Origin of the sequence: Nocardioides halotolerans DSM 19273, assembly GCF_000422805.1 — a bacterium.
Lineage (GTDB): Bacteria > Actinomycetota > Actinomycetes > Propionibacteriales > Nocardioidaceae > Nocardioides > Nocardioides halotolerans.
In genome coordinates this window covers 172156-185492 of record NZ_KE383924.1, presented here as the reverse complement: position 1 = coordinate 185492, position 13337 = coordinate 172156, and the positions used below count along the sequence as shown (strand labels likewise).

Sequence of the window (13337 nt, the reverse complement as noted above, 5' to 3'; positions counted from 1 at the left end):
GGTGCCTTCGCTGCGGGGGTTTCGAGACGGTTGCTGCGCAACCTCCTCAACCAGCGTGGAGACTGGCCCACCGCTGATCGAGCTTGTCGAGATCTCCGCAGCCGGCGCGCGGACTCGCGTCGCTCAGGCGTCGAGGCGGCGGCGACGGGCGCTGGCCCAGAGGAGGCCGCCCACGGCGACCGCGCTGCCGACGGCGAGGGCGGCGAGGGTGGGCTTGACCGGGACGCGGCTGCGCAGGGTGACCGGCCTGGTGAAGACCAGGATCGGCCAGCCGCGGGCGGCGGCTGCCCGGCGGAGCTCCTTGTCGGGGTTGACCACGTGGGGGTGGCCGACGGCCTCGAGCATCGGCAGGTCGGTGACCGAGTCGCTGTAGGCGAAGCTGCGCTCGAGGTCGTAGCCGCGCTCCTCGGCGAGCTCGCGGACCGCGCGGGCCTTCTCGTCGGCGTACGCGTAGTAGTCGATGTTGCCGGTGTACTTGCCGTCGACCTCCTCGAGGCGGCTGGCGACCACGATGTCGGCGCCGAGCAGCGCGCCGATCGGCTCGACGACCTCGGTCCCGCTGGTCGACACGATGACCACGTCGCGGCCGATCGCCTTGTGCTCCTCGATGAGGCTGACGGCCTCGTCGTAGACCAGCGGATCGACGATGTTGTGCAGGGTGTCGGCGACGATCTCGCGGACGGTGGCGACGTCCCAGCCGGCGACGAGCTGGGACATGAACGCGCGCATCTTCTCGATCTGGTCGTGGTCGGCGCCGCCGACGACGTAGACGAACTGGGCGTACGCAGAGCGCAGCACCGCGCCGCGCGAGATCAGGCCACCGGCCTGGAACGGCTTGGAGAACGCCAGGGTGCTCGACTTGGCGATGATCGTCTTGTCGAGGTCGAAGAACGCCGCGCTGCGAGGGAGCGGGGCAGCCATGCCTCCATCGTAGGGATCCACCACACGTCCACAGGCGAACGCCGATACCCGCCTGTCCACAGCCGTGCGTCCGCAGGCCGACCCGCGTCGCCCGGAGCGGGCATCGTCGCCGCATGCAGGACCCCCACCAGCCCACCGGTCGGCCGCTGCTCGCCACCGCCGACACCGCGCTCGCCGAGGAGCTCACCCGGCTCTCCGCTGCGGCCGGCGCCGCGGTCGCGGTCGCCTCGTCGCCGCCCGAGGTCCTCGGCGCGTGGAGCACCGCCCCCGTGGTGCTCGTGGGTGCCGACCTCGTGCCACTGCTGGTCGAGCTGGCACCGCCGCGCCGACCCGGGGTACAGGTCGTCTCCTGGTCACCCGCGCCGCCCGGCGCCTTCCGCGACGCGCTGCTCGTCGGCGCCGAGCGGGTGGTCGAGCTTCCCGTCGGGGCCGAGCTGGTGGCCGAGCTGCTCACCGACCTCGACGAGGTGGGGCGTGGCGAGGGCGTGCTCGTCGGAGTGGTCGGTGGCTCCGGTGGCGCGGGCGCGACGACGCTCGCGTGCGGGCTGGGTCAGGTCGCCGCGGTGAGCGGTCCGACGCTGGTCGTCGACCTCGACCCGCTCGGGCCCGGCTGCGACCGCGTGCTGGCCCTCGACGAGGCGGCCGGCGTGCGGTGGGACTCGCTCGGCACGGCGTCCGGCCGGCTGAGCGGCCGCTCGCTGCGCGAGGCGGTGCCCCGCCGCGAGGGGCTCGGGGTGCTCGGGTGGTCCTCCACGCCCGCTCCTCTCGACGCCGGGGCGGTGCGCGAGGCGCTCTCGGCGGCGAGGCGCGGCCACGAGACCGTGGTCGTCGACCTCCCGCGGTCGGGTGAGCTGGTGGCCGAGACGGTCGCGCGGTGCGCGCTGGTCGTGGTGGTCGTCGTCCCGACCCTGACCGGCGTCGCCGCCGCGGCCCGGTGGCTCGGCACGCTGCCCGACCCCGCCCGCGTGGGCCTCGTCGTGAGGGGGCACCACGTCGACCCGCAGCGGGTGGCCGCGCTCGTCGGCGCTCCGGTGCTCGTGACGATGGCGGACCAGCGCGGGCTCGCCGAGGCCCTCGACCTGGGCCTGGGGCCGGTCAGGTCACGCCGGGGGCCGCTGGCCCGAGCGGCCCGTGAGCTGCTGGCCGCCGTGACCGCCCCGGTGCGCGCCGCATGAGCACCGCCGAGGTCGAGCCCGAGGTCGTCGACCGGGTCAGGCAGCGGCTCGCCGACCGGCCCGGCGAGCTCTCGCCGCACCGTGTGGCCGAGGCGCTGCGGGCCGCCGGCCGCCCGGTCGGCGACGCGACGGTGCTCGCCGTCTACGAAGCCCTCCGCCGCGACGTGCTCGGCGCCGGTCCGCTCGAGCCGCTGCTGCGGCTGCCCGGCGTCACCGACGTGCTGGTCAACGGGCCCGACCAGGTCTACGTCGACCGCGGCGACGGCCTCGAGGCGACCGCCGTGCGGTTCGCCGACGACGAGTCGGTCCGGCGGCTGGCCCAGCGCCTGGCCGCGATGGCCGGCCGGCGCATCGACGACTCGGCGCCGTTCGCCGACCTGCGGCTGCCCGACGGCAGCCGCTGCCATGCGGTGCTCGCGCCGGTGTCCCGGCCCGGCACCTCGATCTCGCTCCGGGTGCCGCCGACGCGCGCGTTCACCCTGGACGAGCTCGTCGGCGCCGGGACGCTCACCGAGCGCGGCGCCGAGCTGCTCCACGAGCTGGTGTCGGCCCGGGCGGCGTTCCTCGTCAGCGGCGGCACCGGCAGCGGCAAGACCACGCTGCTCGCTGCGCTGCTCTCCCTGGTCGACCCGGTCGAGCGGCTGGTCCTCGTCGAGGACGCCTCCGAGCTGCGCCCCGACCATCCCCACGTGGTCGCGCTCGAGGGTCGTCCCGACAACGTCGAGGGTGTCGGCGCGATCGACCTGCGCACCCTGGTCCGGCAGGCACTGCGGATGCGACCCGACCGGCTGGTCGTCGGCGAGGTGCGTGGCGGCGAGGTGGTCGACCTCCTGGCGGCGCTCAACACCGGCCACGACGGTGGCTGCGGCACCCTCCACGCCAACTCCGCCGTCGACGTCCCAGCCCGGCTCGAGGCGCTGGCGCTGGCCGCGGGTCTCGACCGGGCAGCCACGCACAGTCAGCTCGCGTCCGGAGTGGCCGCGGTGGTGCACCTGGCGAGAGGGCGCGACGGCCGGCGACGCCTCGCCGAGATCGCTGTGCCCCGGCGGGCCGGCGACGGCCTGGTCGCCATGGTCCCCGCCGTCTCCCTGGTCGACGGATCGCTGCGCGACGGTCCCGGGGCCGTCGAGCTCGCCCGGGTGCTGGGCCGATGACCCTCCTGACCGCCGTGGCGGCACTGTCCACCGCGGCCGCGCTGGCCCTCCTGGCTCCGGCGCGGCCGCGGCTTCCCTCGCGGGCCGCGCGCCGCGTGCCCCCTGCCGGGCCGCTGTGGCTGCTGGTCCTGGTGCCCGTCGCCGTCTGGCTGCCGGTCGGGTGGCTGGTGCCGGCGGCGGTCGCCGCCGGTGCCGTGGCGGTGGGGTGGTTGCTGTGGCTGCGCCGCCGCGAGCGACGGGCCGCACACTCGACCGGCGACCGCGTGCTGGAGGCGTGCGAGCACCTCGCGTCCGAGCTCGCCTCGGGCCTGCCACCCGGAGCGGCCCTGGCCCGGGCGGCCGACGACTGGCCGGTGCTGGCGCCGGCCGCCGAGGCGTTCCGGGTCGGGTCCGACGTGCCCGAGGCGCTCCGCGCCGTCGCGCTGCGGCCGGGCGCCGACGACCTGCGGCTGCTCGCGGCCGCGTGGCACGTCGCGCACCGCACCGGCCAGGGGCTGGCCGATGCGGTCGAGCGGGTTGCCCGCCAGCTCGTCGACGCGCGGGCGACCCGGCGGGTGGTCGACGGTGAGCTCGCGTCCGCGCGTGCGACGGCCCGCCTCGTCGCCCTGCTGCCGGTGGTCGCCCTGCTCATGGGGTCAGGAGTCGGCGGCGACCCGGTCGGCTTCCTGCTGCGCACGCCGGCCGGCTGGCTCTGCCTCGCGACCGGGCTGGCGTTCGGCCTGGCCGGCCTCTGGTGGATCGAGGCGCTGGCGCGCGACGCGGACCGCTGCTCGTGAGCGCCTCGGCCGCCGTGCTCGCGGCGCTGGCGGCGTGCGCCGCGTCGGCCCTCGCGGTGCCCGGGCGCGCGACCCCCGAACCTCGCGCCGTGGCGACCACGGCGCGGGCCGACCGCGACTGGCTCCGTCGCTGGCGACCGGTCTGGGTCCTGCTCTCCGGGGCTGCGGTGGCGGCCTTCCTCGGCGGCGCGATGGGTGTCGCCGCCGCCCCGGTCGCGGCCGCGACGACATGGCTGGTCATCGAGCGGTCCGAGCCCGCCGAGGTCCGTCGCACCCGCGACCGGGCGCGCCGCGACCTCCCGCACGTGGTGGGTCTGCTCGCCGACGCCCTGAGGTCGGGCCGGCCGCCCGACGACGCGTTGGGGGTGGTCGCGAGCGCCCTGCCGGGACCCGCCGCGGCCAGGCTGGCCGAGGTCGTGCCGCGACTGCGCCTCGGCATCGACCCCGCCCTGGTCTGGGCCGACCTCGCCGCCGACCCCGCGCTCGGTCCACTCGGTCGAGCCCTCGCCCGCGCACACCGCACCGGCGCACCGGTCGTGCCCGCCGTCGAGCGCCTCGCCGACGAGCTGAGCCGCTCCGCGCGCGCCGAGGTCGAGGACCGCGCCCGGGCCGTCGGGGTCAAGGCCGCCGTGCCCCTGGGCCTGTGCCTGCTCCCGGCGTTCGTGCTGGTCGGGATCGTGCCCGTGGTCGCCGGCCTGCTCTCGACCCTCGGGCTCTGAGCCGTCCGCCGATCTTCCACAACCGGCGGCCTCGCGGCCCCTCTCCACAGGACGCCGTCGCCCGGCCGCCGGCCGGGGGCCGGAGCGCCGAGAGTGCTCGGGTCCGGCCGCGCCGCGGCCCGTCCCCGAAGGAGTTCCATGCGCACGACCATCCGTCCCGTCCGCGACGAGCAGGGCATCACCACGGCGGAGTACGCCGTCGGCACTGCGGCCGGCGCCGGCCCGGCCGGTCTGCTCTACAAGATGCTCACCGGCGGCTTCGGCGACAAGCTGCTCAAGCTGCTCTACGACCACGTCCTCGGCCTGCTCGGCATCGGCTGAGGCGGCCGTGGAGCGCCGGGCCAGGAGCGCGCGAGGCGCAGCGACGGCCGAGCTCGCGATGGTGCTGCCGCTGCTGGTGGCCGTCGCGATCGGTCTCGTGTGGCTGCTGGCGGTGGGTGCCGCGCAGGTGCGCGCCGTCGACGCCGCGCGCGAGACCGCGCGCGCCCTGGCCCGGGGTGACGACCAGGCGAGCGCCGTCGGCCGCGGCCTCGCGGTCGCCCCTCCGGGCAGCCACGTCGCGGTCACCCGCGGCGGTGGCGAGGTGCGGGTGACGGTCACCGGCCGGGTCGAGGGGCCGGGCGGGCTGTTCGCCCACCTCCCCTCGCCGCGACTGCGCGCCGAGGCCGTGGCGGCCGACGAGGAGGAGGGCGTTCCGTGACGGCGAGCAGGCCGGGTGAGCGCGGGTCGGCGACCCTGTTCGCGGTCGCGGTGGTCGGCCTGCTCGTCCTCGTCGGCGCCGCGCTCGGAGTCGTGGGCGCGATGGTGCACGCCCACCGGGTCGCGCAGTCGGCGGCCGACCTCGCGGCCCTCGCCGGTGCCGAGGCGCGGGGCCGCGGCGGCGACCCGTGCGCGGCCGCGGGCCGGGTCGCGACGGCCAACGGCGCGAGCCTCGACACCTGCGCGGTCGAGGGGTTCGACGTACGCCTCCAGGTCACCGTCGCCGGACCGCGCTGGCTGGGCCAGCGGCACGACCTGTCGGCACAGGCGCGGGCCGGGCCGGGTTGACGGCCGGGATGGCCGGCCGAGTTGCGGTCAGAGGGTGGGGCGGTCCTCGTCCTCGTGGCGGCCGACGTCCATGCGGCGGTTGGCCTCGACGTCGTCGAGCTGGTCGGAGAGCTTCTCGAGCCGCTTCTGCTCCTTGCGGCGCGCCCAGGAGCGCTTCGACCCGGACTTGAGGATCCACAGCCCCCACCAGATCGCGAGGGCGGCAGCGACGCCGACGAGGAAGAGCGCCACGGGGCTCAGCTCGATGCCGGCGTACTTGAGGGTCGTCCCGTCGAGCTCGGCGGTGAAGACACCCAGCACGACCGCCACCGCGCCGATCGCGATGAGGACAAGACCGATGATGACCATGCCGGGACACTAACGCTCACCGGCGGGGCAGTCACGGACCCGCGGTGACGGCGCTACCCGCCGAGGAGGACGTCGAGCAGCCGGATCGCGCCGGCCTTGTCGAGCGGGTTGTTCTGGTTGCCGCACTTGGGCGACTGCACGCACGACGGGCAGCCCTCGAAGCACTCGCACGCCGCGATGGTGTCGCGGGTGGCTGTGAGCCACTCGCGCGCGGCGCCGAACCCCCGCTCGGCGAAGCCGGCGCCGCCCGGGTGGCCGTCGTAGACGAAGACCGTGAGCTGGCCGGTGTCGGGGTGCAGGGCGGTCGAGACGCCGCCGATGTCCCAGCGGTCGCAGGTCGCGAACAGCGGGAGCAGCCCGATCGAGCAGTGCTCGGCGGCGTGCGCCGAGCCGGGCAGGTCGACGAGGTCGAGGCCGGCGGCGCGCAGCGCTCGGTCGGGGACGGTCCACCAGACCGCGGTCGTCCGCAGCGTGCGCTCGGGGAGGTCGAGCTCCTGCTCGCCGAGCACCTCGCCGCTCGGCTGGCGCCGCATCTGGAACGACACCACCTGGTGGGTGACGTCGACCTGCCCCACCGAGAGCCGGCACGCACCCCACGCGCGGTGCTGGTGCTCGGCGACGATCGAGATGTCGGTGGTCTCGCGGGCGGTGGTGGAGTACGGCGCGTCGGTGCGCCCGATCACCGCGACGTGCTCGTCGAGGTCGAGCGTGTCGACCAGCCAGGTCTCGCCGCGGTGGACGTAGACCGCGCCGGCGTGGGCGGTGGAGTGCGCGCTGCCGGAGTCGACGGTGCCGACCACCCGGCCGGTGCCGGCCTCGACCAGCGAGACCGGCGGGCCACCGGCCGACCTGATGTCGGCCAGGTCGCTGGCCCGGCGCCGGTCGGTCCAGAACCACCCGCGCGACCGGTGCCTCAGCAGCCCGGCCCGGGTCAGCTGGTCGGCCACCTCGCGCGCGGTCGGGCCGAACAGCGGGAGGTCGGCCTCGGTCAGCGGCAGCTCGGCCGCCGCGGCGCACAGGTGCGGGCCGAGCACGTAGGGGTTGGTGGGGTCGAAGACGGTCGCCTCGACCGGCTGGCCGAGCAGCGCCTCGGGGTGGGTGACGAGGTAGGTGTCGAGCGGGTCGTCGCGCGCCACCAGGATCCCGAGCGCATCGCCACCACTGCGCCCGGCGCGGCCGACCTGCTGCCAGAACGCCGCGCGGGTGCCGGGGAAGCCCGCGAGCAGCACGGCGTCGAGGCCGCTGACGTCGATGCCGAGCTCGAGCGCGTTGGTCGCCGCCAGCCCGATCAGCTCGCCGCCCCGCAACTGGCGCTCCAGCTCGCGACGCTCCTCGGGCAGGTAGCCGCCACGGTAGGCAGCGACCCGCTCGGGCAGCGACGGGTCGACCTCGCGCAGCAGCTCGGCCGCGGTGAGCGCGACCTGCTCGGCGCCGCGGCGCGATCGGATGAAGGCCAGCGTGCGCACGTCGGAGGCGACGAGGTCGGCGAGCAGGTCGGCGGCCTCGGAGGACGCCGCGCGCCTCAGGGGCGCGCCGTTCTCGCCGGTGAACGTCGTCAGCGCCGGCTGCCACATCGCCAGCGACACCTCGCCGCGCGGGGAGCCGTCGCCGGTGACGGCCAGCACGTCGAGCCCGGTCAGCCGGCCCGCGGCCGCCTCGGGCTCGGCGACGGTCGCCGAGGCGAGCACGAACGTCGGGCGCGCGCCGTAGGCCGCGCAGATACGGCGCAGCCGCCGCAGCACCTGGGCGACGTGGGCGCCGAACACGCCGCGGTAGTGGTGGCACTCGTCGACGACGACGTAGCGCAGCTGCGACAGGAACGGCCGCCACCGCTCGTGACCCGGCAGCAGCGAGTGGTGAAGCATGTCGGGGTTGGTGAGGACGTACTCCGCGTGGTCGCGCGCCCACTCGCGCTGGTCGCGGCTGCTGTCTCCGTCGTGGCTGGTCACGCGCACGTCGAGGCCCAGCGCGGTGAGCCCGGCGAGCTGGTCTTGCGCCAGGGCCTTGGTCGGCGCGAGGTAGAGCGTCGTCGAACCGCGCTGCCCGCGCGGCCCGCGGGTGGCCAGCGCCGAGGTGAGCGCCGGCAGCTGGTAGGCGAGGGACTTGCCGGAGGCGGTGCCGGTGGCGAGCACGACGTGCTGTCCGGCGTACGCCGCGTCGGCCGCCGCGGCCTGGTGGGTCCAGGGGTCGATGAGGCCGCGGGCGCGCAACGCCCGCACCACCGTCGCGTCGGCCCACTCGGGCCACGGCGCGAGCCGGCCCGGTCGCGCCGGCAGCCGCTCGAGGTGGGTCAGCCGACCCTCGCGGCCGGGGACCGCGGCGAGCCGGTCGACGATGTCAGCCATCGTGCGACGACCGCTCGACCGGGAGGCGGCGGTGCTGGTCACCCGACGAGCATCGCAAACGGCGCCGACGGCGCTCCGTGCGCATCCTCACCCGACCGGGTGAGGAGGCCCCGGAACCGAACCCGGATCGGTGCCGTCGATTGTGGTGCGACCTTTGTACGAGTCTCGGGTCGTCGTGGTTTGATTGTGCAGGCCGAGTGCCGGGGGCGAGCAGCCCTGGGGGCTCGCCCGCCAGAGATCCCAGGGGAGTGGACGTGGACCTGACGCTTGCGACCAACGAGGTCGACGGAGCAACGATCATCGCCGTCGGTGGTGAGATCGACGTCTACACCGCACCCAAGCTGCGCGACAAGATCACCGAGCTCGTGGCCGACGGCGTCTACGACATCATCGTCGACATGGAGGCCGTCGAGTTCCTCGACTCCACCGGCCTCGGCGTCCTCGTCGGCGGCCTCAAGAAGGTCCGCGCCCACGACGGCTCGCTCGAGCTGATCTGCACCCAGGACCGCCTCCTCAAGATCTTCCGCATCACCGGTCTCGCGAAGGTCTTCGTCATCCACGACTCCGCAGACGGAGCGCTCGCCGGCCGCTGAGCCGTTCCTCGGGGTGCATCGGGTCACACCCGATGCGGCGATCCGGCGCGCCATGCGTAGACTCCGGCTCGTTCCGCGACCGGGTCACGCGTCTCTCCGTGGCGGCCGGTGCGGCCTGTCGAGCTCGATCCAGATCCGCATGGAGGAATACGAATGACCGGGATCAATCCCGCTGTCGTCGACCTGTCCGGTGGCAATCTCGTGCTGGTCATCGTCGTCGCCCTGATCGCGCTCGCCGCGCTCGGGATGGCCGCGATGTTCCGCCGCGAGGTGCTGTCCGCCGACGAGGGCACCGACAACATGAAGAACATCGCCCTGGCCGTCCAGGAGGGCGCGGACGCGTACCTCCAGCGGCAGTTCCGCACCCTCGGCATCTTCGCCGTGATCGCGTTCTTCGCGCTCCTGGCCCTGCCGGTTGGCGACATCGACCACGCCTGGGTGGTGCGGATCTTCCGCTCGGTCTTCTTCCTGGTCGGCGCGGGATTCTCCGCGGCGGTCGGCTACCTCGGCATGTCGCTGGCGGTGCGCGCCAACCTCCGGGTCGCCGCGGCCGCCAACACCAAGGGCCGCGAGGTCGCGATGACCATCGGCCTGCGCACCGGCGCCATGGTCGGCATGCTCACCGTCGGCCTGGGCCTCCTCGGCGCCAGCATCGTGGTGATCGCCTTCCAGGGCGACGCACCCAAGGTGCTCGAGGGCTTCGGCTTCGGTGCCGCGCTGCTCGCCATGTTCATGCGAGTCGGCGGCGGCATCTTCACCAAGGCCGCTGACGTCGGCGCCGACCTGGTCGGCAAGGTCGAGCAGAACATCCCCGAGGACGACCCGCGCAACGCCGCGACCATCGCCGACAACGTCGGAGACAACGTCGGCGACTGCGCCGGCATGGCCGCCGACCTCTTCGAGTCCTACGCCGTGACCCTGGTCGCCGCGCTGATCCTCGGCTCGCAGGCCTTCGGTGACAAGGGCCTCGTCTACCCGCTGCTGATCCCCGCGATCGGCGCCCTGTGCGCGGTGGGCGGCGTCTACATCACCAAGCCCAAGGCCGGCGTCAACGGTCTGACCACCATCAACACGGCGTTCTACATCTCGGCCGCCGTCGCGGCCGTGGCCAGCGTGGTCCTGTCCTTCGTCTACCTGCCGACGTCGTTCGCCGACTTCGGCGCCCTCGGCGGGACGCTCGGTCAGATCTCGACCGACCAGACCCCCGACGGCAACCCGGCGCTGATCGCCTCCGTCGCGGTGGTCATCGGCATCATCCTGGCGGCGGCGATCCTGGGCCTCACCGGCTACTTCACCGGCACCGAGTACAAGCCGGTCAAGGACGTCGGCAAGACCTCGCTCACGGGTGCCGCGACCGTCATCCTGTCCGGACTCTCGGTCGGCTTCGAGTCGGCGGTCTACACGACCATCGTGATCGGCGCGGCGGTCTTCGGCGCGTTCCTCCTCGGCACCGGGTCGCTCGCCATCTCGCTGTTCGCGGTGGCGCTCGCCGGCTGCGGCCTGCTGACCACGGTGGGCTCCATCGTGGCCATGGACACCTTCGGCCCCGTCTCCGACAACGCCCAGGGCGTCGCCGAGATGTCGGGTGACGTGAGCCCCGAGGGTGCGCAGATCCTGACCGACCTCGACGCGGTCGGCAACACCACCAAGGCGATCACCAAGGGCATCGCGATCGCCACCGCCGTGCTGGCGGCGACCGCGCTGTTCGGCTCCTACGCCACCTCGGTCCTGGAGTCGCTGGCGGAGAACAACGCCGACAGCACCGAGCTGCTCGGGTTCTTCGTCTTCGACCCGTCGGTCCTCGTGGGCGTGCTGCTCGGCTCCGCCGTGGTGTTCCTCTTCTCGGGCCTGGCCATCAACGCCGTGGCTCGCGCGGCCGGCGCCGTCGTCTACGAGGTGCGGCGCCAGTTCCGCGAGATCCCCGGGATCATGGAGGGCACCGGCCGTCCGGAGTACGGCAAGGTCGTCGACATCGTCACCAAGGACTCGCTGCGTGAGCTCATCACGCCGGGCGTCCTCGCGGTGCTCGCCCCCATCGCCGTGGGCTTCGGTCTCGGGTTCACCGCCCTCGCCGGCTTCCTCGCCGGCGCGATCGGCACCGGCACGCTGATGGCGGTCTTCCTCGCCAACTCCGGTGGTGCCTGGGACAACGCCAAGAAGCTGGTCGAGGACGGCCACCACGGTGGCAAGGGGTCGGAGGCCCACGCGGCCACCGTCATCGGCGACACCGTCGGCGACCCGTTCAAGGACACCGCCGGCCCGGCCATCAACCCGCTGCTCAAGGTCATGAACCTGGTCTCGCTGCTCATCGCGAGCGCCGTGGTCTCGATGAGCGCCGGTGACGACCAGCACGACACGTGGCGGATCATCATCGCCGTGGTGGCAGCCGCGATCATCGTGGCCGTCATCTACATCTCCAAGCAGCGCGAGACCGTGATGGGCGACGACGCCACCCCGCCGGCCGCCCCGCCGGCAGCGCCGACGACCGACCCGGTCGTCACCGCCTGACCCAGCACCACCCAGCACCACCCCGTCGACCCGGCGCGAAGTTCGCGCCGGGTCGACGGCTTTACTGGCCGGGTGCCCCAGACGTCGACCGACCTGCCGGCCCGGCTGCGCGAGGCGCTGGCCGCCGCCGACTTCACCGTCGACGCGGTCCGCGACCTGGTGGGGCCGGTGGCCGACGCGGCGCTGCTCCGCAACGAGACGACGCCGGCGCTGCGGCGCACGGCGAGCGACCCGTCTCCGCTCGCGACGCTGACCAGGCTGTTCCTCCTGCAGACGACGGTGGCGGTAGCAGCCGCGGAGGCGGCGCTCCCCGGGCTGGTCGACCGGCTCGCGGCCCAGGGCGTGCTCGAGAGGTCGGTCGGCGAGGTCTCCGCGCGGCTCGACGTGCGGCCCTACGCCGCCGACGACAGCACCCTCTGGGTGGTCAGCGACCTCACGCCCGGGCTTGACGGTCTCCCGCAGGACGTGGGCGCCGACCACGTGCTCGGCATCAGCCCGGCCTCGACCTCGCTGGCCCAGCTGACGCTGCGCGCACCGGTCTCGAGCAGCCTCGACCTCGGCACCGGGTGCGGGGTGCAGACGCTGCACCTCGCCGCCCACAGCGACCGCGTCGTGGCGACCGACGTCAACCGGCGGGCCCTCGACATCGCGCGGTTCAACGCCGCGCTCAACGGCGTCGACGACAGGGTCGAGGTGCGCGACGGGTCGTTCTTCGAGCCGGTGCGAGGCGAGCGCTTCGACCTGATCGCGACCAACCCGCCGTTCGTCATCTCGCCCGCCACCGGCGACCGGCTCGTCTACCGCGACTCCGGGCTCCCTGGCGACCAGGTGGTCGAGGACATCGTCCGGGCGGCGCCGGACCACCTCACCGAGCGCGGCTGGTGCCAGGTGCTCGCGAACTGGGTGGTCGAGCGCGGCCGACCGTGGGACGAGCGCCTCGCGCAGTGGCTCGGCCCGGAGGTCGACGCGCTGGTCGTGCAGCGCGAGGTGGTCGACCCGGCGGCGTACGTCGAGCTCTGGCTCAAGGACTCCGGCCACCACCCGGCGACGGGCGGCGACCCGGGGGAGTACCGGCGCCGCTACGACACCTGGCTCTCGTGGCTGGACGAGCAGGGCGTCGAGGCGATCGGCTTCGGCTGGGTCAACGTGCGCAACGGCGGCTCCGGCCGGCACGACCTCTGGGACTGGCCGTACGACGTGGAGCAGCCGATCGCGCCCGCCATCGCGGAGTGGGCCACCGCCGTCTCGTCGGAGATCACCTCACAGTCGAGGCTCTCCCGACGCGAGGACGTGCGCCAGGAGACGGTCGGGCCTGCCGGGGCCGAGGATCCCGAGACGATCGTGCTCCGCCAGCAGCGCGGCTTCCGGCGCGCCCGCCGGGCCGACACCGTGGTGGCGGCGCTGGTCGGCGCGTGCGACGGCGAGCTCGCGGTCGGGCAGATCCTCGACGCGGTTGCCCAGCTCCTCGAGCACGACCCGGCCGAGACCCGCACGACCTACCTCCCGGTCGTCAGGGAGCTGGTCGGCGAGGGGTTCCTCGTCTAGGCCGTGTCTCTCAATTGCTGGTGGATGCCGGCGTCGTCCAGGCGCGCGAGCGGCTCCTCGACCGGCCAGTAGCGGTCGGTCTGCTCGTCGTAGTAGCGCATGCCCGCCACGGTGCCACGGGTCGCGAACGGGCGTCGGCGGCCATCCACAGGGCGGCGGTGGTCCTTCACAGGACGCCGCCGCGAACGGGTCCCGGGAATGAGATG

13 protein-coding genes are annotated in these 13337 nt (G+C 74.5%); 10 read left to right on the top strand and 3 right to left on the bottom strand.

From position 1 onward, the window contains the following. Window positions 1–123: 123 nt before the first annotated feature. A complete protein-coding gene (locus G514_RS0119385; RefSeq protein WP_028653096.1) occupies window positions 124–921 on the bottom strand; it encodes an HAD family hydrolase in 798 nt (265 codons plus the stop codon). A 113-nt stretch (window positions 922–1034) separates the two neighbouring features. Between G514_RS0119385 and ssd the strand changes: the two genes are divergently transcribed. From ssd to G514_RS0119350, 7 genes are all read left to right on the top strand, one after another. Then, the gene (ssd, locus tag G514_RS0119380) at window positions 1035–2096 is read left to right on the top strand and encodes a septum site-determining protein Ssd (RefSeq protein ID WP_028653095.1); all 1062 of its coding nucleotides are present in this window, start codon (window positions 1035–1037) and stop codon (window positions 2094–2096) included. After that, window positions 2093–3250: a TadA family conjugal transfer-associated ATPase gene (locus tag G514_RS27875; RefSeq protein ID WP_036565560.1), complete on the top strand. Its 1158-nt coding sequence runs from the start codon at window positions 2093–2095 to the stop codon at window positions 3248–3250. Before ssd ends, G514_RS27875 begins: the two co-directional genes overlap by 4 nt. Continuing rightward, complete coding sequence (locus tag G514_RS27870) at window positions 3247–4026, top strand: type II secretion system F family protein (RefSeq protein WP_036565558.1); 780 nt, start codon at window positions 3247–3249, stop codon at window positions 4024–4026. Before G514_RS27875 ends, G514_RS27870 begins: the two co-directional genes overlap by 4 nt. Continuing rightward, window positions 4023–4745, top strand: a complete 723-nt coding sequence (locus tag G514_RS0119365) for a type II secretion system F family protein (protein ID WP_028653094.1) — start codon at window positions 4023–4025, stop codon at window positions 4743–4745. Before G514_RS27870 ends, G514_RS0119365 begins: the two co-directional genes overlap by 4 nt. Before the next feature lie 138 nt (window positions 4746–4883). Then, on the top strand, window positions 4884–5066 hold the full coding sequence (locus G514_RS0119360; protein ID WP_028653093.1) for a DUF4244 domain-containing protein: 183 nt from the start codon (window positions 4884–4886) through the stop codon (window positions 5064–5066). Window positions 5067–5073: 7 nt separating this feature from the next. Further along, a complete protein-coding gene (locus tag G514_RS0119355; RefSeq protein WP_028653092.1) occupies window positions 5074–5445 on the top strand; it encodes a TadE family protein in 372 nt (123 codons plus the stop codon). After that, a complete protein-coding gene (locus tag G514_RS0119350) occupies window positions 5442–5792 on the top strand; it encodes an Rv3654c family TadE-like protein (protein WP_028653091.1) in 351 nt (116 codons plus the stop codon). Before G514_RS0119355 ends, G514_RS0119350 begins: the two co-directional genes overlap by 4 nt. Window positions 5793–5819: 27 nt before the next feature. On the opposite strand, the gene G514_RS27865 is transcribed toward G514_RS0119350, so the two are convergent. After that, the gene (locus tag G514_RS27865; RefSeq protein ID WP_051247805.1) at window positions 5820–6140 is read right to left on the bottom strand and encodes a hypothetical protein; all 321 of its coding nucleotides are present in this window, start codon (window positions 6138–6140) and stop codon (window positions 5820–5822) included. A gap of 53 nt (window positions 6141–6193) precedes the next feature. After that, complete coding sequence (locus tag G514_RS0119340; protein ID WP_028653090.1) at window positions 6194–8485, bottom strand: DEAD/DEAH box helicase; 2292 nt, start codon at window positions 8483–8485, stop codon at window positions 6194–6196. 254 nt (window positions 8486–8739) lie between these two features. On the opposite strand from G514_RS0119340, the gene G514_RS0119335 reads away from it, so the two are divergent. The 3 genes from G514_RS0119335 to G514_RS0119325 all read left to right on the top strand — a co-directional run bounded on the left by G514_RS0119335 (window position 8740) and on the right by G514_RS0119325 (window position 13131). After that, entirely contained in the window at window positions 8740–9078 is a 339-nt protein-coding gene (locus tag G514_RS0119335; RefSeq protein WP_028653089.1) for an anti-sigma factor antagonist, read from the top strand. Between the two features lie 153 nt (window positions 9079–9231). Continuing rightward, window positions 9232–11586 carry a sodium-translocating pyrophosphatase gene (locus tag G514_RS0119330; RefSeq protein ID WP_028653088.1) on the top strand — a complete coding sequence of 785 codons (2355 nt, stop codon included), beginning with the start codon at window positions 9232–9234 and terminating at the stop codon, window positions 11584–11586. Between the two features lie 72 nt (window positions 11587–11658). Next, window positions 11659–13131 carry a DUF7059 domain-containing protein gene (locus G514_RS0119325; protein ID WP_028653087.1) on the top strand — a complete coding sequence of 491 codons (1473 nt, stop codon included), beginning with the start codon at window positions 11659–11661 and terminating at the stop codon, window positions 13129–13131. The last annotated feature ends 206 nt before the right edge of the window (window positions 13132–13337 follow it).

Excerpts from the sequence above, each read along its gene's own strand:
- G514_RS0119385 (WP_028653096.1), bottom strand. The coding sequence starts at position 921 with ATGGCTGCCCCGCTCCCTCGCAGCGCGGCGTTCTTCGACCTCGACAAG.
- ssd (WP_028653095.1), top strand. The coding sequence starts at position 1,035 with ATGCAGGACCCCCACCAGCCCACCGGTCGGCCGCTGCTCGCCACCGCC.
- G514_RS27875 (WP_036565560.1), top strand. The coding sequence starts at position 2,093 with ATGAGCACCGCCGAGGTCGAGCCCGAGGTCGTCGACCGGGTCAGGCAG.
- G514_RS27870 (WP_036565558.1), top strand. The coding sequence starts at position 3,247 with ATGACCCTCCTGACCGCCGTGGCGGCACTGTCCACCGCGGCCGCGCTG.
- G514_RS0119360 (WP_028653093.1), top strand. The coding sequence starts at position 4,884 with ATGCGCACGACCATCCGTCCCGTCCGCGACGAGCAGGGCATCACCACG.
- G514_RS27865 (WP_051247805.1), bottom strand. The coding sequence starts at position 6,140 with ATGGTCATCATCGGTCTTGTCCTCATCGCGATCGGCGCGGTGGCGGTC.
- G514_RS0119340 (WP_028653090.1), bottom strand. The coding sequence starts at position 8,485 with ATGGCTGACATCGTCGACCGGCTCGCCGCGGTCCCCGGCCGCGAGGGT.
- G514_RS0119330 (WP_028653088.1), top strand. The coding sequence starts at position 9,232 with ATGACCGGGATCAATCCCGCTGTCGTCGACCTGTCCGGTGGCAATCTC.